Here is a 21,886-nt window from a genome sequence, read left to right as displayed (position 1 = left end):
CCTCAGGCAGAGCCTGTCAGCATCTGAGACAGTTCCAACGAGAAGACGACGACAGCGGGCGCACCACCAGCGACAACGGCAACACGCCACGACACGTTGCGGGCGTAACGTGCTCCGAGTGTCCACAACCCCCACTGGAACACCACGAGTGAAAGACCGGCTGCCTGTGCGGCAACGAAGAGTGCCGACTCTTGTGCGAGAGCCGGTGTAAGCGGTTCCTCACTCGTGAGTCCCACTGCTGCCACGGAGGCCAGAGCCAACAGAGAACTGACGAGACTGGGGAGGAGTCCATACCCCGTTGACTTGAACGTCTCACGGAGTGAACCAGTGTCGGAAAACGGATGTGTCACTGCGTACACCCACACTGTCACTCCTGCCCACAGTAGCGTGAGAGTCAGGAGTGGCACAGTAATCGCGGTAGCGAGCAACAGTGGTTTACTCAACGGTTCTTGTGCGATAACAAGTGCGAGCAACCCAGTCAACAGGCCGTCCAGTACGATGAGTCCGGCTAGCTGACCCAGACTCAGTCGGTCACTTGCCTGACGGAACACACGGGCAGACGTACTGACAACTTCCATCGTGCAAATTTAATTTCTGCAAAAAACAAAAATCTTGTGGCGGCTTCGCCTTCATCCGCTAGTAGTGACCCATCACACCGGCTTTTCGTGCGCTGTTTATAAAGTATCTCAGTATCAGGTAGCCTAGTGTCAGGTACCCGACAGAGACGACAAGCAACGAGACGAGACTGACGGCAGAGAAGTCACTGAGACTTAGCCCCTCGTTGATCATCCGGCGGACCATGTAGCTCGACTGTGTCAAGGGGAGGATACGGAGAACTGGGAAACTACCTACTGGTGCAGCGATCAGTCCAGTGAACCCGAACGAGAGGAGCGCCACGAGATCGTCGATACGTTTGTACCGTACTGCGAGGGCCCCGAACGCGAACCCGATACCGAGCACCGACGCGACACCCAACAGCGCAACGACCACCACACCAAGGATATCGAACTGGAACGAGAGCCCGGATGTCACTGCCACGGCCACGAACATCACAGTACCACGGACGAAGCTGTCGACGACCCCAGCCAGTGCGGTCAGGATTATCACTCTATCGAACCCGAGCGAGGAGGTGTGTAGTTGTTCTAGCGTTCCCCAAGATGCCTCCTCTGTCATACTGCCAGCTAAGTTCTGGTACGCCGCGGCAGACAGAATCCAGAGACAGAACCCAACAGCCAGCGCGCCGACGGAGTCTTCGAACGCAGCTCCTCCCAGCGACCGGCCACCGAACAACAACAAAATGAAGAACCCGTAGGTAAGCACCAAGCCAGACACTGTGTCGATCTTGTAGCGTAGTAGTAAAATGAGCTCCTTCTTCAGAATCCCGTAGAACAGTCGGCCGTAAGTGACTGTCGAGTGGGTAAGTGTCACTGTTGGACCTCCTCTGAGTGTCGTGATCCGTCGTCGGATGTGATCTCGACGAAGGCAGTCTCGAAGTCGGGGGCCACGGTTTCAACCTCAACCACTTCGCCGTCGGAATCGGCGACAGTGCCGATGACATCTCTGAGTGCGTTTCCGGATGGGAGTGCGACCTCAAACTCCGTCAGGCCGGGCTGATCCCCGAACGAAGTGACGGTGTGTCGATTTCGCAGCGAAGGCTCTAATCGCGCAGCGTCGGGACAGTCGACCTCAAGACGAACCTGTTCTGTTCGGAATCCGTCGATCATCGAAGAAACCGTTCCGTCGCGGACGACAGTGCCGTCGTCGAGAATGATCACCCTGTCGCACAGTGTTTCGATCACGTCCATGTCGTGGCTCGAAAGGACAACGGTCACTCCTGTCTCGCTTAACCGCTGGAGTTCAGAGCGCAATTGACGGGAACTCTGAACGTCGAGACCGAGCGTCGGTTCATCGAGGAACACGACATCCGGCTCGCGGGCCAGGACGGCCGCCAGCGAGACCTTCTGTTTCATCCCTCGGGAGAGTTCGTTCACCGTGGTGTCCGCACGGTCGTGTAAGTTCAGCTTGTCCAGTAGTTCGTCGTGTCGATCACGGTGTGACTCCGCGCTTTTACCCTCCAAGCGGGTGAAGAAGTTGAGGTTCTCTCGAACCGTGAGTCGCCAGTAGATGTTACGCGCCCCCTCCAAGACGGTTCCAACTCGGTCGTAAGCCACTCGTGGACGCTCGAACACGTCTACTCCGCCGATTTCGACTGTGCCGTCGGTGGGAATCACTAACCCGAGTATCGACTTGATAACAGTCGTCTTCCCGGCTCCGTTCGGTCCCAGAATACCCACCAAGGAGCCCGAGTCTATCTCGAACGAGACATCCTCGACGGCGGTGACAGCTTCTTCGCCTTCGCCGTACCGCTTGTGTAGGCCCTCTACTCGAATGACACTCATATGCATGATTCTACGTCCCCCCGATATATGCATTTCGGACGAAGAGTCTTTTATGAGAACATAAAGAAACAAACACCCTCGATTCGAACTGGAGTCGGTGGTTCACTGGGGCTGTCGGAACCAGGGCGGACACTGCGTGCAGTCGACAGTAGCTCCGCTCGTTCGAATCGCCGCCGTCCGCCGGGTGTCTGACGCCCGGGACGGGTTTTTGCCCGCCGGGCGGCAACCGGAGGGTGTGACGAACGACACGACACAGGAACGGCTCGGCGACGACGGCGACGCCGAGGCGACGGACGCCGGCGACGACGCCACGGGGCCCACGGACGACGCAACGAGTGCAGAGGAGAACGCCAGAGAAACCGCAGACACCGTCCCCGGGCCGGACGTGGGCGCGGAGGCGACGGCGGACGTGCCCGCGGACGTGGCCCAGTACGACCGTTTCCAGAAGATGGACCGCGCGGAGTACGACCGCGTCAACGAGTTCCTACGCGACCGGACGTACGTCACCGCCCGGGAGTGGGCCATCGCTCGGCTGTGTGCGGACTTCCGGACGGACACCGGCGTCGAGATGACGAAGATCGGCGAGAACCTCCCGGAACTGGTCCCGTTCATGACGGACACGTACACGCCACAGGCGGTCAACCAGGCGCGCCACTCCTTCGAGGAGAAGATCCGAAAGTCGGGGGCGACGTTCCTCTACGGCGCGATGTCCGGCTTCTTCACGGCCGAGGATCTCGACGAGATGATGTACGACGTGACGGAGATCGCCAAGTTCCTCCTGGAGGTGGAGGGGGTCGATCTCGCCGTCGAGGAGGAACTGGAGGCGGAAGACCGGATCTCGTCGGTGATGCGAGAGGTGCAGGAGGCCAGCGCCGAGGTGCGGGGCGACGAGGTGAAGTGCCCGGAGTGTGGCCACGTCCACGAGCCGGAGTAGTCGACCGGTGTGTTCTTGCCCGCCGGCGCCGGACGGCGAAGCGTGTCCGACAACCCGTTGTCGACGGCCGTGGCGGCGTACTACCTCCGGACGCCGTGGACGCTGTCTCTGTTGTTGGTCGGCAACGCCGTCGCCTTCCTCGTCGGGGTGCGCTACTACCTCGACACGATGGGTGCGTTCCCCACGTACAGCTGGCCGTTGTACGGTGACTCCCCGACCGCAGTCGCGCTGGCGACGCTCGTGCTGGCGACGGCGCTGCCGGCGTTGTCGACGGATTTCTGGGGAGTAGAGCGCCCGAACGTCGACGGCTCGTTCGTAGAACGGGTGCCCGGCCCGCTGGCGGCGCTGTCCACGCTCGCGGTCGTCTGGCTCGTCGAGACCGGAGTGTGGACGCTCGTCGCCCTGAACGTCCCGCTCGTGCGGCCGGACCTGCCGGTCGACCTCTACGTCGGGTTCGACGGTGACTCGCTGTGGGCCTACTGGGGAATTCTCGTCACCCACGCAGCGTTCCTGGCAGAGGCGGCACTGATCGCCAGGCTGGGCCGCAGTTCGCGGCGGCTGCTCGGCGGCGCGCTCGCCCTCGCGTTCCTCAACGACCTGTTCGACTACGGCCACCTCGTCGGGGTCGGCCCCGCCGGCCACCCGCCCGTCCGGTACGACCCCGGCGTGCCGCTGGCGACCGCCAGCGTCGCCACCTCGCTGTTGGCCGTCTGGGTCGCCGGGCGGCTGCTCCCCCGAGACGGAATTTAAATGGGCGGGACGACGGCTCCCCGTGGCCGTCCCATCGCTCGGTCCGGACCGCAGGAGCGGTCAGTTGAAGTGTGTCGATCACTTACCTCTCGTGTATGGAATCCGCGGAGCTGCTCAATCTGCTCGGCAACGAGAACCGGAGGCGAATCCTCCGGCTGCTCTCGCGGAAGCCGTGTTACGTCACGGAGATCGGAGAGTACCTGGACGTGTCGCCGAAGGCCGTCATCGACCACCTGAGCAAGCTGGAGGACGCGGGACTCGTCGAGTCACACACGGACGGGAGCCGGCGGAAGTACTTCCACATCGCACAGGACGTACGCCTGGAGGTGACCGTCTCCCGCCACGAGTACGGGACGAAGAGCGCCTACCCCGCCAACCCGGGGATGGACATTCGCGGCCGGTGTGCCCACGTCGAGCTCGACGTCGACGGTGAGACGGACGATCCGGACGACACTGGGGCGGCAGACGGCGGCACCGACGGCGTCGACGTGGGGCAGTTGGCCGCCGAGTACGACCGTCTCCGAGAGATGGAGAACGAACTGTCGCTGGCACAGCGGTGGGTACGGGGCCAGATCGCGGACCTGTTGGACCGGCTCCAGACCGCCGTCGGGACGGAGACGGACGCTCAGTTCCACGCCGACCTCCTGGCGGCCGTCGTCTCGACGGACGGCACCCGACGACGAGTGACCGCGGCCGTGGACGCTCCCGCCGGCGAGGTCCGCCGCGGGATCGACCGGCTCGTCGAGGCGGGCGTGCTGGAGCGTGACGGCGACCACTACCGCGTCAGTGACTAGATGTCCTGTGTGAGCCCGGCCCGCAGGTCCCGGCCGAAGTAGTGGCCGACGAGGGAGACGAGCAGCCCGATCCCGACACCGACGCCGGTGAGCGTGATCCCGTAGCGACCGATCAGGTCCGCGCCGAGGACGAAGCCGCCGGTCGTCAGCGTCCCGAAGACGAGCGTCACCGCGGCCGCGACGGCACCCGCGACCCCCACTTCTGCGTACGCGCCGTCGTCCGTCACCAGCCCGTAGCCGAACGCGGCGGCGAACAGGCCGACGTACCGGGTGACGACGCCGACGAACGGGATCGCGCCGCCGACGACTAAGCCGGCGACCGCCAGCCCCAGCGCCAGGAGGAAACGGCGGGGAGCGAACAACGACCCGGAGAGGGACGGCCGGCCGGGGAGCCGGTCGCGGAGTCCACCGCCGCTCGTCTCGGCGGTCTCGTCGCTCCCGGTCGACGCCTCCTCGTCCGTCTCGTCCGGGAGGTCCGAGTCGGCGAGTTCCTGGAGTTCCTCCATCCGTTCGCTCATACCTCCCAGTGAGAGCGGGTGACGTATGGCTCTTTCCCAGCGGCACGGACGACGAGACACGGCCGGACGCACCTGAAACTACTAAGACGCGGGCTGTCGAACCTCGGAGACGATGTTGGAACTGGAGCACGGGTACAGGGTTCTCGACCTCCACGCGCGTCTCGACCCGGATACCGAGTCCGTCGCCTCCGTCGGCCGGGACGTGTCGCCGGAGGAGCTCCAACGCGAGATGCACCAGGCTGGTGTGGTTCGGAGTGTCGTGACACCCGGCCCGCGACCGGGCGGCGAGGGGTACGTCCGCGCGAACAACGCCGTCGCGCGTCTCTCCGTCGACCGGCCGTTCCTCCCGTTCGCACGACTGAACGGGCCGCGTGACCCGAGCGAGACCGCCGCCGCGCGGCTCCGCAACCTCGCGTCGTCGCCCGCCGACCACCACACAGACCCGGAGGACGCAGAACAGTACGCCTACGACGACCGCTTCGTCGGCTTCTCGCTGGACCCCGCCCGCGACGGACTCCCGACGGAGGAGGTGTTGGCCGTGATCGACGACGCCAGCGCTCCCGTCCAGGTGGCCGCGGGCGACCGTTTCCCGCCCGACAGCGTCGCCGAGACGCTGCTGTCGTACGACTTCCCGGTGATCCTGTCGTCGTTCGGCGGCTTCCCGCTCGACCGGTCGCTGATGCACGACGGGATCGACCTCCTAGACGAGCACGACGAGGTGTACCTCGACACCGCGTTCGTCCGGTACCGCGACCTCCTGGAGCGGGGGGTGTTGGAACACCCCGATCGGATCGTGTTCGGCTCCGGCGCTCCCGACACCCACCCGGACGTGGGGGTCATGGAGGTGTTGACGCTGGACGTGTCGGAAGACCACCTCCGGCGCACGTTCTCGAAGAACCCAGCGCGGGTCGTCTCGGAGCTGGCGCCCGGCGGGGGGTAGCTACTCCCGGTGAACGGCGACCGCACGGTCGCGCCGCCCGCTGAGTCCGTTCGGGTTGCGGGCCGACGACCGATCCTTCGCCCGAGCGACGAGCCCGTGAGAGATTCCCGTCGAGAGCCCCACGAGCACGTCGCGGCCGTTGCCGAACCACTCCGTGGGCGACCCCTCACCCCGGAGGACGCCCGCGCCGGCCTCGCCGGCGTCGACGACGGCGTGCCGGAGGAGGGGCCACAGCGCGGTCGGCCGGAAGCCGTAGTTCTTCACGAGCCGGTAGGCCAGCGCGCGGTAGCGCCACCGCCAGTCTCGTTGCTCGCGGCCGCCGTCGACCGCCTCGACCCGCGTGACGGTCGCCGCAGCCGGCTCCCACGTCACCGTCACGCCCAGACCGGCGAGCCGGTGAGCGGCGTCGCGGGCGCCGCCGGTCTGGAGGTACTCGTCGAACCCGTCCAGCCGGTCGACGGTGGCGGCGTCGAACACGACGTTGTCGCCGTGGAAGTACGTCACCTCCCGGTCGCCCAGGTCCGTCCGCTCTGGCGACTCGCTGGTCGCCCCGCCGCGAACCTCGCGTCGGCAGGGACCGGTGACGACGCGGGCACCACCGTCGACGGCCGACCGGACTGCCGACGCCCAGCCGTCGACGACGTGGTGGTCGTCACCGACGACTGCGACTGCCTCCCCGGTCGCGGCCGCGAGTCCGGCGTTGCGGGCGACGTTGACGTTGCGTTCGGACACCTCCACGAGCGTCGCCACGTCGTCGCGGTCCCGCACCATCCCGGTCGTTCCGTCGGCCGAGGGCCCGTTGACGACGACCACCTCGGCCTCGGGCGCCTCGGCTGTCAGGGCGTCGAGTGTCGCCGCGAGGCGGTCCCGTCCGTTGAGCGTCGGGACCACGACGGAAAGCTCCATTCTGCCGTCTATGGGAACCCGCGCCGAAAAACTGTGTCGGACACTCTCGGCGAGAACGAGCTTACGTGTTGAGGTAGTACACCTGCTTGCGGGCGTCCTCGAAGGAGTACCGCGAGCCGACGATCCCCGTCTCCTCCAGCCGGTTGAGCGCGTACCGGACCGTCCGGTCCGGCAGCAGCGTCTCCTCGGCCAGCTGCCCCTGTGACAACGGGGTCGCGTCCTCCAGCACCTTCGCCACTAGCTTCGCGCTGGGCGGCAGCTCGCGCAGCCGGTCGCGGTACTCTTCGTCGGTCAGCCGGTCTTCGGGCTGCGTCTCCGCGCGACTCGTACTCATACCCCAGCGGAGCCGGTGACCGCTGGTAAAGGTTACCCCCATATTGTCAAGTCTACTCCGAACTGTGGAAGGGCGTATAAGGACACTCTGTTTCTCTTGATTCGGAGAGGGCTCTCGTACGGCGTTACGGGCGGGTGTCAACTGGCTCTGGCGGCTGTGACAGATACTGCCGGGCGGCGTGCCGGGTCGACAAGCTTCAACACGCCGCCCACACACCGGACAGTGTGATTCCAGAGTCACACGTCGACATCCTGCAGGCGGAGTCGTACGCCCACCTGGCGACCGTGATGCCGGACGGCACTCCACAGGTCACCCCGGTGTGGGTGGACCACGACGGCCGCGAGGCCGTGTTGTGCAACACGGCCCGCGGTCGACAGAAGACGCGGAACGTCGAGGCGAACCCGAAGGTCGGAGTGTCCGTGTTGGACCCGGACGACCCGTACCGCTACGTCTCCGTCCGCGGCGAGGCGGAGCTGATCGACGAGGGGGCAGACGACCACATCGACGAGCTCGCCCGCCAGTACATGGGTGTCGAGGAGTACCCACACCACGGCGAAGAGTCCGGTGCGCGCGTGATCGTCAGGATTCCGGCGGACCGGGTGGCGACGAGCGGGTGAAGAGGGGCGGTGCGCGGGTCGGTCCTCGCCGAACACTGTACCCTTGTGGTCGATACACGACGGTAGAGGAGACGACACGTGACCACAGAGACCCGAGACGGAGACACCGACGACACCCGCAGCGGACGCCGTGCGGAGACGGCCCGTACACTCGCCCGCGGCGGGATAGAGGGTGTCCAGGTGATTCGTCTCGACCGGGCGAGAGAGGTGTCGACCGAGGAACGGCCGAACTTCGTCGAGGAGCTGCGTCGGCGCGACCGCGACTCCGTCCGAGCGCTCGCGCGGGAACTCGGACGCGACAGAGCCCAGGTGAGTCGTGATCTCGCGTCGCTCGCCGAACGCGCAGTCGTGACGTACGACGCCGACGGGCGTCGAAGCGGCCTCGGCTCACACGGGAACACCTCGTCGTCGAGCCGATCGTGTGAGTCTGGGTGGGTGACGACGGTGGGCTCACCCCCGACGCGGCGTGTGGACCCCGGGTACTCGGAGCGTATCAGTACCGTTTTTTACCCTCCGAGCGGGAATCGGTGACAGCGTGAAGGGACAGGAGTGGTACCAGGACGACTCTGTCGCCCAGGCGTACGAGGACAAGCGGTTCTCCGGCGGCGGGCGACTGATCGACCGCCGCGAGAAGCGTGCCGTGTTGGACGCCGTCGGGCCGGTCGAGGGTCGTCGGATTCTAGAGATCGCCTGTGGCACCGGCCGGTTCACCGTGATGCTGGCCGAACGAGGCGCGGACGTGACCGGGTTGGACATCTCCGACGCGATGCTCACACAGGGCAGACAGAAGGCACGCCGGGCGGGCGTGGCAGACCGGATCGAGTTTCTCCGCGGGGACGCCGGCCGGCTCCCGTTCCCGGACGACTACTTCGACGCGGTCGTGGCGATGCGTTTCTTCCACCTCGCGGACGACCCCGCAGGCTACCTCCGAGAGCTCGCGCGGGTCGCCGAGGAGACGGTGTTCTTCGACACGTTCGTCGGCAGTTCGCTGCGGGTGTTGTACAACTGGGCGCTCCCGATGGGGTCGCGGCTCTACTCCGAAGAGGAGGTCCGCGGGCTGGTCGCGGAGGCGGACCTGGAGCTGCGTTCTGCCGCACACGACTTCGTGTTCCCGTACGGCTTCTACAGGAAGCTCCCCAACGGGGTGGCGGCGCCGTTCCGGTCGGTCGACACCTCCGTCGGGGAGACGAACGTCGGCGACCACCTCGCGTCCGTCTCCTACTGGACGGTCGAGGTGTAGCTACAGGTCCTCCTCGATGATCTCGCCGACGGCGAAGTTCGACTTCACCTCGGTGATCTCGATCTTCACCCGTTCGCCGACCTCGGCACCCGGGACGATGATGACGTACCCCCGCTCGACGCGGGCGATCCCGTCGCCCTGCTTGCCGAGGTCCTCCACCTCGACGTACCGGATCTCCCCCTGGTCGACCGGGGGCTGTGGACCGTCGTCCGTCGACTCGCCTCCGTCGTCGGTGTCGTCCGACTCGGAGCGTTCGATCAGAGCCACGCGGTGGGTCTCGCCGGGCTGGACGCTCCCGGTCTCGACCTCGCGGCGTGGTACCTCGACGACGTAGCTGTCGCCGTTTGTCTCGATCTCGGCGCTGAACAGACAGATGAGTTCGTCGGAGATTTCCACGCGAGTAGACCTCCGGCAGCGACGTTGTCCGGGCGGCGTCATATAGTTACCGACGGGAGCAGTTCTCACTCCTCCGACGGCACCGGGTCCACTCCGGCGCCGACGCTCACTCTCCCGACGGCACCGGGCCCGCTCCGGCCCCGACGCTCACTCTCCCGACGGCACCGGGTCCACTCCGGCGCCGACGCTCACTCTCCCGACGGCACCGGGCCCGCTCCGGCCCCGACGCTCACTCTCCCGACGGCACCGGGCCCGCTCCGGCCCCGACGCTCACTCTCCCGACGGCACCGGAACACTGTCCGCGACGCTCTCGATCACGTCCCCCGGTCCGACTCCCTCAATCTCCGCGTCGGCCGTCAACACGAGCCGGTGGGTGAACACCGGCCGGAGCATCCGTTTCACGTCGTCCGGGACGACGTACTCCCGGCCCTGGACCGCCGCGAACGCCCGCGCCACCTCGAACAGGTGTTGGATCCCCCGCGGTGACACCCCCACGTCCACGCGCCGATCCTCGCGGGTCGCCCGCCCCAGGTCCACGACGTAGTCCCGAACGGGCTCGCTCACCCGGACGCGCTCCGGCACCTGCCGCAGCGCCGTCACCTGCTCGTCGTCCGTCACGCGCGACACCGTCGGGATCGACGCCGAGCGGTCGGCCCGGCGGTCCAGCAGCTCCCGCTCGCCGTCCCGGTCCGGGTAGCCGATGGCCGTCTTCACGGTGAACCGGTCCCGCTGCGCCTCCGGCAGCCCGAAGGTGCCCTCCTGGTCTACCGGGTTCTGGGTCGCGATCACGAAGAACGGCTCCGGCAACGGGTGGGTCTCCCCGTCGACCGACACCTGGCTCTCCCCCATCGCCTCCAACAACGCCGCCTGCGTCTTCGGCGGCGCGCGGTTGATCTCGTCGGCTAAGACGATGTTGGCGAAGATGGGCCCGGGAGCGAAGTCGAACCCCCCGGTGGCCTCGTCGTACACGTTCGACCCGGTGATGTCCCCCGGCAACAGATCCGGGGTGAACTGGATGCGTTTGAACGACAGCCCGAGCGCACCCGCGAGGCTGCGCGCCGTCAGCGTCTTTCCGGTGCCGGGGACGTCCTCCAACAGAACGTGCCCGCCCGCGACCACGCCCGTCAACACCGTCGCCAGGAACCGCCGCCGTGCGATCACCGCACCGCCCACCTCGTCTAACACGCTCCCGGCGACCCGCGAGGCCTCTTGTGGATTCACGTTCCTCTCGGCACACCCTCACCTCTTCAAGCTTGGGCCACCCCCGATCGGCGCGAATCTCGCCCGAGTCACGACGGCTGTCGAACCACTCGACGTTCCGTAACGTTAATCGGTGCTCCTGCGGACGACCCAGTATGTCGACAGAGCACGAGTCGGTCGATCCAGTCGGGGACGAGGTGGTCGCCAACCTCGCCCGAACGGCACTGTTCGCCGCGCTGATGGGCGGGTTCGCGTACGTCTCCTTCCCGAACCCGTTGGCTCCCGGGATCCCGGTCACGCTCCAGGTGCTCGGCGTGTTCCTCGCCGGGATCATGCTCGGGCCGCTGTGGGGTGGGTTCTCGCTCTCCGTCTACCTCCTGGCGGGCGTGGTCGGCGTTCCGGTGTTCGCGGGCGGCTCCGCCGGACTCGGCGCGTTGCTGGGTCCGACCGGGGGGTACCTCCTGGCGTACCCGTTCGCGGCCGCCGCCGTCGGTGCCGTCGTCCACCGCGGCCCGCGGCTGCGTGACTTCCGGCGTGCGTCCACGACGACACTCGTCGCCGGGATGCTGGCGGCGACCGCGGTCGTCTACGGGGGCGGCGTCGCCGGGCTGATGCTGTTCGGCGACTACGGGCTCGCGGGCGCTTTCTCCGCCGGCGTCGTCGCCTTCCTGCCGATGGAGGCCGTCAAGATCGTCGCCGCCGTCGGGATCGTCCGCAGCGACACCATCGCGGCCGCCTGAGCCGTGTTGCGCGCCGACGGCGTCGTGTTCGGCTACGACGGCGGCTCCCTGTTGGCGCCGCCGGACGGTGATCGAGACGGCGACACCGAGCCCGTCTTGGACGGGCTGTCGTTGTCCGTCCCGGACGGACAGTTCCGGCTGCTGGCCGGGCCGAACGGCTCCGGGAAGTCTACTCTCGTCCGACTGTTCGTCGGGCTGGAGACGCCGGACGCCGGCCGCGTCGTCGTCGACGGCCACGACCCGACAGAGGAGCCGACGGCCGTCCGGACGGCCGTCGGTGTCGTGTTCCAGAACCCCCGCGACCAACTCGTCGCCGCCACCGTCGGTGCCGACGTGGCGTTCGGCCCGGAGAATCTCGGCCTCACCCCCGAGGCGGTCGACGCCCGCGTGACGACGGCGCTGGAGACGGTCGGGATGACCGACCGCCGCACGGAACGGGTGACGGAGCTCTCGGGCGGCGAGCGCGCCCGGGTGGCGCTCGCCGGCGTCCTGGCGATGGAGCCGGACCACCTGATCTTAGACGAGCCGTTCGTCGGGCTGGACGCCCCCGCACGCGAGGCCGTGCTGGGACACGTCCGCGACCTCGCAGCCACGGAGACGACCGTCGTCGTCGTCACCCACGAGCTCCGTGGACTGCTCTCGGCCGTCGACTGTGTCACCGTTCTCGCGGACGGGCGTGTCGCCGCGTCCGGCCCACCCGCCGCCGTCCGCGACCGACTGCCCGAGCTGGGAGTCGCCGTTCCAGAGCCGTGAGTCGGCTGGACCCCCGGACGAAGCTGGCACTCCAGGCCGGGTTCGCGGCGGCCGTCTTCGCTCACACCACGCCACGGGGACTGGCGACCGCGACCGTGCTCGTCGCCGTCGCCGTCTTCTCGGTCGGCGTGTCGCCGGTCGCGCTCCTGCGGCCGTACGTCTTCCTCACCCCGTTCCTGGTCGTCGGGCCGGCGTTCGCGGCCGCCCGACTGGGCGAGCCGTGGCTCGTCCCCGGGGACGCCGTCGGGCCGGCGTTGGCGAGCTACCGCACCCTCCTCTTGCTCGCGGTCGGCGCGCTGTACGTCCGGACGACCCCCGTCCGGGAGTCGGAGGCGGCCGTCCAACGGCTCGTCCCCGGCCGTGCCGGACGGCTCCTGGGGGTCGCGCTCGGGCTCGTGTTCCGGTTTCTCCCGTTGATCCGCCGGGAGCTTCGGGCCACCCGGGCGGCGATGCGGCTGCGACTCGGCGCCGAACGCCCCCTGGCCGACCGGATGCGGCTGCTCACGGCGACGAGTCTCGTCCGGACGCTCCGCCGGGCCGACCGGCTGGCCGACGCGCTCCGAGTGCGGTGTCTCGCCTGGAACCCGACGCTCCCCAGGCTCCGATTCGGTCCGGCCGACGCCGTCGGGCTCGGGGTCGCGGCCGGGTTGGTTGCGCTGGCGGTGCTCCCGGCTACAGGAGGTTGAGCTCCAGCAACACCAACGCCGCCAGCCCGACGGCCGGCAGCGTCACCGCCACCCAGACGACTGTGCTCCAGTCGCGGATCGTCGCGCCGTCCAACGGGCCGAACGGCAGCATGTTGAACGCCGCCAGCGCGAGGTTGACCGCCAGCCCCCACTGACCGATCTGTCTGAGGATCGTCACGTCGGCGGCGCCGCCGCCGATCCACAGCCCACAGAACAACGCCGCCAGCCCGAGGTTGACGACCGGACCGGCCAGCGCGATCAGGCCGTGCTCCCGGCGGGTGATCCGGCCGCTGTGGTGGACCGCACCCGGAGCCGCGAACAGGAACCCCGCGAGCGCGGACACGACCGCCAGGAACAGCATCCCGTAGTCCGCCCGGAAGGCGGCCCGTTGGCCGAACCGGACGGCGACGACCTTGTGGCCGAGTTCGTGCAACAGGAAACCGACTCCCGCCGTCAGCGCCGATAGGGTCGTAATCTCGACGAGCGGACCGATCCGGCCGGCCCGGAGCGTCTCCGCGACCAGCCGTCCGCCGCCGTAGAAGAACACGCCGAATGCGACACTCAGGGCGATCCAGGCGACCGCCAGGTCGGCGAGTTCCCGCCGAGAGAACTGGACGGCCGCGGCCGTCCGCCCGCTCACGCCACCGCCCCCCACAACAGTTCGGCGCTGTTTCGCGCCCCGCGGACCATCAGCTCCGCCACGCCGGCGTCCAACGACGCCGAGAACGCCGGCAGAACGTACGCCGCGAACAGCACGCTGGCGATCACGCTGCCGACGTTCGTCATGGCGACGACGACGATCAGCCGGAACAACGGGACGTCCAACATGTCGGCGACGATCTCCCGGAGCGGTCGCGTCTCGTCGGACAACAGTTCGTTCAGCGTGCCGACGTCGGAGACGTTGACGGTGAGGTGGCGCAGTTCCACGTAGCCCGTGAACCACCCGGGTGCGAGCAACGGGTTGACCGAGGTCATCCAGGCGACGAGCCCGCCGACGCCCGCCGACCGCCACCGCGCGCCCGCCAGCTTCGCCAGCCCGGCCGCGAACACGCCGTTGATGAGGAACCACGCCGCGAACAGCCGCAACAGCTCCGTGTTCCGGACGCCCGCCATCGCGAGCAGGACGAAGAAGCCGACGAAGGCGGCGGTGATCCCGAAGCCGATCAGCTTCCCCCACGGCACGCCACCGGAGTCGGCCTCGCCGACGAGCGACTCCATCGCCGGCAGCCCGCTCGGGTCTTCGAGGTACGACTCCACGCCGGCGCGGTGACCCGCACCCACGACCGCGACCACGTCGTAGCCCGCCTCCCGGAGGTCGACGAGGTTGTGCGCGATGTAGGCGTCGCGTTCGTCGATCAACGCCTCCGCGCCGCCCGGCGAGAACGCGCGGAACTCCTCCATCATCGCCGACACCACGTCGCCGTCCGTCAGCTCCGCGGGGTCGAACTCCTCGAGCTCCTCGTCGGCCTCCTCTGCGAGTCCGACGCCGAGCGCGTCGACGAGGACACCCGCGAGCGTTCCGACGGCGACGCCGGCGGTGATCCCGAGCGACAGCGAGCCGACCGCCGTCACCGGGAAGCCGCCGAGCGTGCCGGTCACCAACTCGACACCGACGCCGGAGACGGCGACGAACACGGCCGCGCCGGCGCCGATCAGCCCGCCCGCGAGCAGGTCGTCCGAGGAACGTACCCCGGGGAGCGCGTCGCCGAACGCCGAGACGAGTTCGACCCCGAGGTAGCCGGCGACGCCGGCCGCGAGCGCGGCGGTCGCCGCCACGCCGAGCACGCCGGCGCCGATCCCGAGGCTACCGCCGAACACACCGATCAGCGGGCCCAGGAACAGCCCGGCGGCCAGCCCGAACGTCACGCCAGCGATCCGGGGGTCGGTCACCCCGAAGGCGAGCCCGCCGAGCATCCGGAACTTGGCGACGAGCCCGAGCCGCGCCCAGAACCGTTGGATCGTCGTGTCGATCTCTCGGTCGACCAGGGCGACCCCGACGCCGAGTTCCTCTGCGGTCTCGATCGCCGCGAGCTGTTCTGCCCCGGGCTCGATGTCGAACCGGTCGCCCATCCGGCTCTGGACGTACGACAGCATCCAGTAGGCCAGAAACTGGAACACGGTGTTGCCGCCCAGCAGGTCCCCCGGCTCCAAGTCGTCGGGGGTCCCGCCGCGCATCTGTCGGTACCGCCCCTCGTCGAGCTCCACCGCGACGATGTCGGGGCGTTCCTCCGCCAGAGTGTCTTCGACCTCCGTGACGGACTCCTGGGAGACGTGTGCGGTGCCGACGACCGTCACGTCGCCCTCGCCGGCCGGGTTCGACGGCGCCGGGGCAGCCGCCGTGTCGTCCGGCGTCGGCGTGTCTTCGAGTGACCCGTCGCTCATCGCTCCCGTCTACCTCGTGGCGGGGTTTACCCTTGTCGGAGTCTGGAGGAAACGACCAGTGCGGCAACCATTTACCTCGGTAGGGGACCAATCGCGTGTCGTGACAGACAGCGGGAACTCGGATCTGGGCAACTTCGAACAGTTCGCGGGCGACGACGAGGGACCGCGAGACGGCGACGAGCCCGCCGGTGACGGCGACGACACCGAGCGCGACGGGCACGACGGAGGGGGCGGGCGTGACACGCCGTCGACCGCCGACGGCGGGGTGACGGAGGCGGACGACGACCAGTTCGGGGAGTACGACGGCGTGGAGCCGACGGGCGGGCAGTCCGCAGACGCCGTCGGCTCCGTCGTCGTCTCCGGTGGACTCCGGGTGACGGAGGACGGCGAAGACACCACGCTGCGGGCGTTCGTGGAGGCGGGCAACCGGGAGTCCGTCCGACTGGGGCGGTACCTGATCGTGCCGTACCCGGACGACGAAGAGCTGTTCGCTCGCATCACCGGGCTGGAGTACGCCCAAGAGTTCCAGACGGACGACGCTACCCAGCTGACCACCCGCCGGCGGCTCACCGACGGCGACGCCTTCGACGAGCGCGACTACAAGTTCCTCGCGGAGTTGGAGCCCGGCGCGGTGTTGTTCCCGGAAGACGGCGGGCTCTCCCGGCGGATGGTCGACCGGGTTCCCAAGCCCGGCGCGACCGTCCGGGAGGCGACGGACGCAGACCAGATCAAGACCGGCTTGGACATCCCGACGGAGGGGGTGTTCCTCGGACACCTCTCCGTCGGCGGCGAGAAGGTGAAGACGGCGACACGGCCACCGACGGTGGACTACCGACTGGACGACGCCGACGAGGCCGGCGACCCGCTCGTGTTCCGGCACACGCTCGTGGCCGGCGGCACGGGGTCGGGCAAGACCCACGCCGCGAAGAACGTCCTCAGACAGTACGTCGGGCGGCGCTACGAGATGGACGACGGTCGGGACGCCCAGACTGCGGTCGTCGTGTTCGACCCGCAAGACGAGTACGCCCAGCTCCACGACGACAACCCGGCCGTCGGCGACGACTGGGCTCGCCGGCTCGACCGAGAGGACATCGCCTACGGTGGCCACGACGACACGCTCGCGCTCGTCCCGCAGGAGGCGGGCGTCTCCTACTCCGGCGACGCTCACCGCGCCGAACAGGTGCCGTTCACGATCCCTTTCTCCGTCGTCGACGAGTACGACATGCCGTGGCTGATCGCCGGCGCCTCGCTCAACGACAACCAGTACGGCGCGCTCCGGCACCTGCTCGACCGGTTCTTCCGCAACTACGACGACGGCACCTACGAGGAGTTCCTCCGGTTCCTGGACGACCCCGCGCTGCGCGAGGAGCTCGACGAGCGAGGCCGAGTCCACGAGGCGACGTTCGACGCCGTGACGCGCCGGGTCCGATCGGTCCCGCGAGGGATCTTCGACCAGGACGCCCGTCCGATCACGGAGCTGGACACGGAGCTCGTCCGCCCGGGCGGCGTGACGGTCGTGCCGACGTACCACCTCTCCACCTCGCGAGCGAAGGAGACGTTCGTGCTCGCAGTGGCGACGCTGCTCGTCGACGACAAACTGTCGAACGACCCCGGGAGCGACCGGATCGCCGAGACCCCGCTCGTGCTCGGGATGGACGAGGCCCACAACTTCCTCACGGACGCCGAGACGGTCCAGGCCCGGAAGGTGATCCAGACGTTCACGGAGGCCGCCAAACAGGGCCGCAAGGAACGACTCGGGCTGTTTCTCGTCACCCAAGACCCACAGGACATCGCCGACTCCGTGTTCAAACAGGTGAACACCCGACTCGTGCTCAACCTCGGCGACGAGGACGCCATCGACAGCGTCAACGTCCCGCCGTCGCTCGCGTCGAAGGTGCCGTACATGGAGACCGGGCAGATGGTGGTGTACAGTCCGGACAACTCCGAGCCGGTGGAACTGACCGGGCTCCCGGTGTGTGTCGTCCGCCACGGGGACTGACCTGCGACTCGACCCGCGACACGTGTCGTCCGGCACGGGAGCGGCTCACCTCTCGGGGTCGACGGTGTGGTTTTGTCACCTCGGCGCGTACCGACGAGCGTGACGGACAGCGTCCTCGTGGGATTCGACGGCAGTGAACGGGCCGTGGCGGCACTGGAGTTCGCCGCAACGGAGTGGCCAGACGCCGTCTTCAGACTGTTGTACGTCGTCGACCCGACGCGCGGGGGCTACGCGCCCACGTCGACCGTCCCCAGCGCGGCCGAGGAGTGGTACGAGGAGGCCCGCACCGACGCCGAGGCGACGCTCGCGGACGGCGTCGACCGCGTCCGAGACGGCGTGACCGGCCGGATCGAGACGGAGACGGCCGTGGGGAAGCCCGCCGCGACGATCGTCGAGCACGCCGGAGCGGCCGACGTGGACCACGTCGTCGTCGGCAGCCACGGCCGGACCGGTGTCTCTCGACTCGTTCTCGGCAGCGAGGCCGAACGCGTGGTGCGGCGCTCGCCCGTCCCCGTCACCGTCGTCCGGTAGTCCCGTCCGTACCCAGCCGGCAGACGGAGCGTCGTCGGCGGACGGTCTCAGAAGATGTTGGCCTGGCGGTAGACGGAGATTCCCTCGTCGGTGATGTCGTACGGCTTCGTCTCCCGGGAGTGGTTGGCGTCGCGGATCTTCTGGATCTCGACGGCCAGCCGCGTCTCCTGGAAGTCGTTCGGCCGGACGTACTGGAGGACGAACACCGCGTCGACGAGGTACTCCACGAGCCCGTGACGGGACTGGTAGGGGTTGTCCGCGTTCGCCTCGGAGGTCAGCATCGTCGTCACCCCCGCCCGCTTGAGCGAGCGAGCGAAGTCGAACACCTCCGAGCGCCGCTTCGCCGGGTGGTCGTACATCATCTCCAACAACGACACGGAGTCCAAGACGAGCCGGTCTGCGCCGAAGTCGTTGACGAGCCGGGAGATGTCACCCCGGATGGAGTCCAAGCTGTTGGCCATCTCGATCGGGTCCATCGCAACCACGGTCAGCTTGTTGTCGACGACGTACTCCTCGAACGGCCACCCCTTCTCTTCTGCCGTCGAGATGATCGCGTCTTCTGTCTCCTCTAAGGTGATGTACACGCCGTTGCCGCCCTCCTCCATCGCCCGCTGGAGGAACTGGAGCCCGAAGGTGGTCTTCCCCGTCCCGGCGCTGCCGATGACGGTCATGAGCGACCGCACGGGAACCCCACCGAGGATCATGTCGTCTAACCCATCGATCCCGACGTCGAGCCGGTCGATGTCCGACTCGAAGTCCTCCTCGTCGAACTCCGACTCCCCGCCGCCGCCGACCGCGCCGCCCATCGCCGCGCCGAACCCCTCGCCGAACGGGTCGTCACCGTCACCGGCCGACGGCTGTGCCCCGCCGAACGGGTCCGTGCCGCCGGCGCCGCTCCCGTCGCCTCCGCCGCCGAGCGACCCGCCGTCGTCGCCGGCTCGGACGCCGCCGAACGGATCCGCGCTACCCCCGCCACCCTCGGACAACTCGCTGGGCCCGTCGCCGTTCGCGTCGCTCTCGCTGCCGCCCTGGACCCCGTCGAACGGATCGCCGTTCGCGCCGTTGCCGGTGTCACCCCGAGCGCCGCCCAACGGATCGGCGTTCGTGTCGTCGCTGCTGTCGTCCCGAGTCCCACCGAATGGGTCTCCGTTCGCGTCGTTTCCGCTGTCACCCTGGACGCCGCCGAACGGGTCGTCGTCGGTGTCGCCGTCTGCGTCGTTCGTGCCACCGAGCGGATCGTCGTCTGTGTCGTCGATTTCGGTACCGTACGGTCCACCGTCCACGTCGTCAGTGCCGTCGCCGCTCGCCCCACCGAACGGGTCCTCTCCGGGGTCGCCACCGTCACCGGCGTCACCGAACGAACCGTCCTCGTCCGACTCGTCGCCGAACGAGTCCGGGTCGCCGCCTGCGTCGCCGCCGTCTGGGTCGTCGGACGGGTCCCCGTCGAACGGTTCGTCGTCGACCGACGCGTCCGTCTCCGGCTCGTCCGTCGAGTCCGTCTCCTCGTCGTCGCCGTCGTCCCGCAGCGCCTTCTCGAACCAGTCGTCGTCGCCCGTCTCGCTCACGACCCGATCACCCGAGAGAGAACCGCTACGGCGCCGGCCGTGCCGCTCATACAGTAGACGAAGTCGGCCACCGGGTATGAATCTTCGGTCGGTCCGGGTCAGCCGTACAGCGAGACGAGGGCTCGCACTACCTCGGGTCGGCCGACGTAGTCGCGGATAGACTCGTACCGTTCCCGCTGCGGATCGTCAGACGAACAGCCGACAGCCGCCTCCACGTCGTTCTCGAACGCGACGAGCGAGAACTCGGCGCCGTCTTCGGTGTTCACGTCTGCGAGTGTCGCCGCTCCGAGCCAGAGGTCACCGACTTCCTCGTGACACTCGCGCTCTCGCCACTCCATCGAGCCGTCGAACTGTTCGTCGAGGCTCGCCTGAACGTCTGCGACAGTCGCGTCGGACGAGTCTGTGTCGAGATCCAGCACGAGCGTCACCTCGAACTGTCCGGTCACGATCTTCTCGGCGGAGTACGCGAACACGTCGTACAGTCCGGCGTCCCCACCCTCCGACTTGACGAAGTAGTCCTGATCGTTCCGTCTGAAGTCCCGCAGCGCCCGTTCCTGTTGTCCGAAACTGATCTCCTGCCCCTCTTCGTCTTCGGCTACGAACTTCATAACCTCTGGGTCGACGTTGCACCTCTCGAACGTCTTCTGCATGAAATAGGCGTCGTTGCGCCCCTCGCCGAACGCGACGTGTCCGCTCATAGGCCTCGGAGGTCCAGTTGCAGTTCCTCGACGTACTCGCGTGCCTGTCCGTAGTCGAACTGCTTCGGCGACAGTTCCGTCGTCTGGATCAGCCGAAACTCCTCGCCCAGCCACGTCTCGTGGTCGCCGACCGTCGCGTCGTTGAAGAACTCCCGCAGGAAGTCGACGTTGTGTGTCGTGACGAACAACTGCGCGTCCTCGTCGCGTGCGAACTCGATCAGGAACTCCACGAGTTCCTTCACGTAGCCCGGGTGGAGGTGGTTCTCCGGTTCTTCGAGGAGGATCACGTCCGGGATCTCCTCGTCTGAGAGGACTTGCCAGACGAGCGAAATGATCGTCTTGGTACCTTCCCCGAGGAAGTCGTACGGAATGGCGTACTGCTCGCCGTCTTCGTCGAACACGAGTTCGTCGAAGCTGAACGATTCGAGGTTCGGGAGGATGTCGTGGTCGCGGAGAAAGTCGCGGACGCGGACACGACGCAAATCCGAGTCAGCACTTGGAGACCGATCTGGTGGTCCTGTCGGGTCGACCATCTGAATCGGTACCAGATCTGGCTCCTCGTTGGCGAAACCCTCTCCAGTGGAGGGGTGTCTCGTAGCAACCGTTTCGCTGTCGGCAAGTGATTCGAGTTGACTCGCTAAACCGTGAATCTCCATCCAGACTTCTGGGCTCTCGGAGACAAATTTCCCTGAGAATGTGCTCGTCTCCACCTTGACAACAGAATCTGTCGGGTCGATATCCGACTTCCGAAGGTGTTGCTCGAAGCCGGTAGCAACGCCACTCCGCTCGGTGAGTTCCTGTTGGAAGCTCGGTTGTTCGCCCGTGTCGTCGAGAACGACGCCGTCGCGCACGGCGGCCTCGGAGACGAGTGGGAGCGCCGTATCTGCATCGACACACTCCAGCGAGAGGTGGAGGGTATCGTCCGACCGCTCAACCGCCACACTCGCGGTCGACGCTCCGACCTCGATCAGTCGTCCGACGGCCGGGTCGAACGCCTCCAACGCCGTCGGATCGTGCGCCAACTGAATCGCCTCCAGAATCGAAGTCTTCCCGGTCCCGTTGCGCCCAGTCAGCACGTTCAGCTGTCCGCACTCCAGATCGACCGCAGAGAGGCACTTGAACCCGGAGATCTCGGCGCGCTCGACGTGACCCATCTACCACACGTTGCCGCGCCGCAACGGATAAATCTGGCCTGTCACAACCCGCGTTACCCCGTCGTCTCCACGACGAAGTGATCCGGATCACACTCTTGACGGACGAGCCGCGCGGGCTCGCGGAGCTTCACGACGTAGCCGGTCGGCGACCGTTCGAGTTCGTGCTCGGCGCGCACGCGGCCGAGATTCCCGACGACCTGCGCCGACGGGGGTTTCTGGGCGGCGCCACAGTCGTAGATGGTCAACAGTTCCCCGCCGTCGCGGGCCTCGTACACGATCAGTCGGGCGTGTTGCGGGAGGCGCCACGCCTCGCCGTCGGCGGTCGGGGGATCGGCGTGTGGGAGCTTCAG

26 protein-coding genes are annotated in these 21,886 nt (G+C 67.7%); 12 read left to right on the top strand and 14 right to left on the bottom strand.

The window, feature by feature from the left end:
* Nucleotides 1-2: 2 nt before the first annotated feature.
* Genes RYH79_RS05140 through RYH79_RS05130 form a run of 3 tightly spaced genes read right to left on the bottom strand, consistent with a single transcriptional unit; the run spans nucleotide 3 to nucleotide 2,399 of the window.
* Nucleotides 3-578 (bottom strand): YIP1 family protein, encoded by a 576-nt coding sequence (locus tag RYH79_RS05140; protein WP_370896886.1) that lies wholly within the window; start codon nucleotides 576-578, stop codon nucleotides 3-5.
* A gap of 58 nt (nucleotides 579-636) precedes the next feature.
* A complete protein-coding gene (locus tag RYH79_RS05135) occupies nucleotides 637-1,428 on the bottom strand; it encodes an ABC transporter permease (protein WP_370896884.1) in 792 nt (263 codons plus the stop codon).
* Entirely contained in the window at nucleotides 1,425-2,399 is a 975-nt protein-coding gene (locus tag RYH79_RS05130) for an ABC transporter ATP-binding protein (protein WP_370896882.1), read from the bottom strand. Before RYH79_RS05130 ends, RYH79_RS05135 begins: the two co-directional genes overlap by 4 nt.
* Before the next feature lie 235 nt (nucleotides 2,400-2,634).
* On the opposite strand from RYH79_RS05130, the gene RYH79_RS05125 reads away from it, so the two are divergent.
* The 3 genes from RYH79_RS05125 (at nucleotide 2,635) to RYH79_RS05115 (ending at nucleotide 4,877) form a co-directional block, all read left to right on the top strand.
* A complete protein-coding gene (locus RYH79_RS05125) occupies nucleotides 2,635-3,333 on the top strand; it encodes a DUF5806 family protein (protein WP_370896880.1) in 699 nt (232 codons plus the stop codon).
* Between the two features lie 42 nt (nucleotides 3,334-3,375).
* On the top strand, nucleotides 3,376-4,083 hold the full coding sequence (locus RYH79_RS05120; RefSeq protein ID WP_370896878.1) for a DUF1405 domain-containing protein: 708 nt from the start codon (nucleotides 3,376-3,378) through the stop codon (nucleotides 4,081-4,083).
* Nucleotides 4,084-4,178: 95 nt separating this feature from the next.
* Nucleotides 4,179-4,877: an ArsR/SmtB family transcription factor gene (locus tag RYH79_RS05115; protein ID WP_370896876.1), complete on the top strand. Its 699-nt coding sequence runs from the start codon at nucleotides 4,179-4,181 to the stop codon at nucleotides 4,875-4,877.
* On the opposite strand, the gene RYH79_RS05110 is transcribed toward RYH79_RS05115, so the two are convergent.
* Nucleotides 4,874-5,395, bottom strand: a complete 522-nt coding sequence (locus RYH79_RS05110) for a DUF8526 domain-containing protein (protein WP_370896874.1) — start codon at nucleotides 5,393-5,395, stop codon at nucleotides 4,874-4,876. The two genes, RYH79_RS05115 and RYH79_RS05110, sit on opposite strands and share 4 nt — an antisense overlap.
* A 112-nt stretch (nucleotides 5,396-5,507) precedes the next feature.
* On the opposite strand from RYH79_RS05110, the gene RYH79_RS05105 reads away from it, so the two are divergent.
* A complete protein-coding gene (locus RYH79_RS05105) occupies nucleotides 5,508-6,335 on the top strand; it encodes an amidohydrolase family protein (RefSeq protein WP_370896872.1) in 828 nt (275 codons plus the stop codon).
* On the opposite strand, the gene RYH79_RS05100 is transcribed toward RYH79_RS05105, so the two are convergent.
* Together RYH79_RS05100 and RYH79_RS05095 are read right to left on the bottom strand one after the other, a co-directional pair.
* Nucleotides 6,336-7,241 (bottom strand): glycosyltransferase family 2 protein, encoded by a 906-nt coding sequence (locus RYH79_RS05100; RefSeq protein ID WP_370896870.1) that lies wholly within the window; start codon nucleotides 7,239-7,241, stop codon nucleotides 6,336-6,338. It lies immediately after the preceding gene.
* 61 nt (nucleotides 7,242-7,302) lie between these two features.
* A complete protein-coding gene (locus tag RYH79_RS05095) occupies nucleotides 7,303-7,575 on the bottom strand; it encodes a MarR family transcriptional regulator (protein WP_370896868.1) in 273 nt (90 codons plus the stop codon).
* Between the two features lie 224 nt (nucleotides 7,576-7,799).
* Here RYH79_RS05095 and RYH79_RS05090 point away from each other — a divergent pair, with 224 nt between their 5' ends.
* The 3 genes from RYH79_RS05090 (at nucleotide 7,800) to RYH79_RS05085 (ending at nucleotide 9,432) form a co-directional block, all read left to right on the top strand.
* Entirely contained in the window at nucleotides 7,800-8,192 is a 393-nt protein-coding gene (locus RYH79_RS05090; RefSeq protein WP_370896866.1) for a PPOX class F420-dependent oxidoreductase, read from the top strand.
* Nucleotides 8,193-8,270: 78 nt separating this feature from the next.
* Nucleotides 8,271-8,723, top strand: a complete 453-nt coding sequence (locus RYH79_RS18065) for an HVO_A0114 family putative DNA-binding protein (RefSeq protein WP_489753347.1) — start codon at nucleotides 8,271-8,273, stop codon at nucleotides 8,721-8,723.
* 4 nt (nucleotides 8,724-8,727) lie between these two features.
* On the top strand, nucleotides 8,728-9,432 hold the full coding sequence (locus RYH79_RS05085; RefSeq protein WP_370896864.1) for a class I SAM-dependent methyltransferase: 705 nt from the start codon (nucleotides 8,728-8,730) through the stop codon (nucleotides 9,430-9,432).
* On the opposite strand, the gene RYH79_RS05080 is transcribed toward RYH79_RS05085, so the two are convergent.
* Together RYH79_RS05080 and RYH79_RS05075 are read right to left on the bottom strand one after the other, a co-directional pair.
* Nucleotides 9,433-9,828, bottom strand: coding sequence for a TRAM domain-containing protein (locus RYH79_RS05080; protein WP_370896862.1), 396 nt, complete (start codon nucleotides 9,826-9,828; stop codon nucleotides 9,433-9,435). It lies immediately after the preceding gene.
* A gap of 270 nt (nucleotides 9,829-10,098) precedes the next feature.
* Nucleotides 10,099-11,049 (bottom strand): AAA family ATPase, encoded by a 951-nt coding sequence (locus RYH79_RS05075; RefSeq protein ID WP_370896860.1) that lies wholly within the window; start codon nucleotides 11,047-11,049, stop codon nucleotides 10,099-10,101.
* A 134-nt stretch (nucleotides 11,050-11,183) separates the two neighbouring features.
* On the opposite strand from RYH79_RS05075, the gene RYH79_RS05070 reads away from it, so the two are divergent.
* Genes RYH79_RS05070 through RYH79_RS05060 form a run of 3 tightly spaced genes read left to right on the top strand, consistent with a single transcriptional unit; the run spans nucleotide 11,184 to nucleotide 13,207 of the window.
* Nucleotides 11,184-11,768: a biotin transporter BioY gene (locus RYH79_RS05070; protein ID WP_370896858.1), complete on the top strand. Its 585-nt coding sequence runs from the start codon at nucleotides 11,184-11,186 to the stop codon at nucleotides 11,766-11,768.
* 48 nt (nucleotides 11,769-11,816) lie between these two features.
* Entirely contained in the window at nucleotides 11,817-12,521 is a 705-nt protein-coding gene (locus RYH79_RS05065; protein WP_370900777.1) for an energy-coupling factor ABC transporter ATP-binding protein, read from the top strand.
* The gene (locus RYH79_RS05060; RefSeq protein WP_370896856.1) at nucleotides 12,518-13,207 is read left to right on the top strand and encodes an energy-coupling factor transporter transmembrane component T family protein; all 690 of its coding nucleotides are present in this window, start codon (nucleotides 12,518-12,520) and stop codon (nucleotides 13,205-13,207) included. Before RYH79_RS05065 ends, RYH79_RS05060 begins: the two co-directional genes overlap by 4 nt.
* On the opposite strand, the gene RYH79_RS05055 is transcribed toward RYH79_RS05060, so the two are convergent.
* Together RYH79_RS05055 and RYH79_RS05050 are read right to left on the bottom strand one after the other, a co-directional pair.
* Nucleotides 13,194-13,847, bottom strand: a complete 654-nt coding sequence (locus RYH79_RS05055) for a zinc metalloprotease (RefSeq protein ID WP_370896854.1) — start codon at nucleotides 13,845-13,847, stop codon at nucleotides 13,194-13,196. The genes RYH79_RS05060 and RYH79_RS05055 overlap by 14 nt on opposite strands.
* The gene (locus RYH79_RS05050) at nucleotides 13,844-15,589 is read right to left on the bottom strand and encodes a TraB/GumN family protein (protein WP_370896853.1); all 1,746 of its coding nucleotides are present in this window, start codon (nucleotides 15,587-15,589) and stop codon (nucleotides 13,844-13,846) included. Before RYH79_RS05050 ends, RYH79_RS05055 begins: the two co-directional genes overlap by 4 nt.
* 100 nt (nucleotides 15,590-15,689) lie before the next feature.
* On the opposite strand from RYH79_RS05050, the gene RYH79_RS05045 reads away from it, so the two are divergent.
* Nucleotides 15,690-17,588 (top strand): ATP-binding protein, encoded by a 1,899-nt coding sequence (locus RYH79_RS05045; protein WP_370896851.1) that lies wholly within the window; start codon nucleotides 15,690-15,692, stop codon nucleotides 17,586-17,588.
* Between the two features lie 99 nt (nucleotides 17,589-17,687).
* Nucleotides 17,688-18,119: a universal stress protein gene (locus tag RYH79_RS05040; RefSeq protein ID WP_370896849.1), complete on the top strand. Its 432-nt coding sequence runs from the start codon at nucleotides 17,688-17,690 to the stop codon at nucleotides 18,117-18,119.
* Nucleotides 18,120-18,166: 47 nt separating this feature from the next.
* On the opposite strand, the gene RYH79_RS05035 is transcribed toward RYH79_RS05040, so the two are convergent.
* From RYH79_RS05035 to RYH79_RS05020, 4 genes are all read right to left on the bottom strand, one after another.
* Entirely contained in the window at nucleotides 18,167-19,684 is a 1,518-nt protein-coding gene (locus RYH79_RS05035) for a KaiC domain-containing protein (RefSeq protein ID WP_370896847.1), read from the bottom strand.
* A gap of 98 nt (nucleotides 19,685-19,782) precedes the next feature.
* Entirely contained in the window at nucleotides 19,783-20,382 is a 600-nt protein-coding gene (locus RYH79_RS05030) for a hypothetical protein (protein WP_370896845.1), read from the bottom strand.
* Complete coding sequence (locus RYH79_RS05025) at nucleotides 20,379-21,536, bottom strand: AAA family ATPase (protein ID WP_370896844.1); 1,158 nt, start codon at nucleotides 21,534-21,536, stop codon at nucleotides 20,379-20,381. The genes RYH79_RS05030 and RYH79_RS05025 overlap by 4 nt, the downstream gene beginning before the upstream one ends.
* Before the next feature lie 53 nt (nucleotides 21,537-21,589).
* Nucleotides 21,590-21,886 carry a hypothetical protein gene (locus RYH79_RS05020; RefSeq protein ID WP_370900775.1) on the bottom strand — a complete coding sequence of 99 codons (297 nt, stop codon included), beginning with the start codon at nucleotides 21,884-21,886 and terminating at the stop codon, nucleotides 21,590-21,592.

Origin of the sequence: Halobaculum sp. MBLA0143, from assembly GCF_041361465.1 — an archaeon.
Taxonomy (GTDB): Archaea; Halobacteriota; Halobacteria; order Halobacteriales; family Haloferacaceae; genus JAHENP01.
This window is presented reverse-complemented; position numbering and strand designations above follow the sequence as displayed.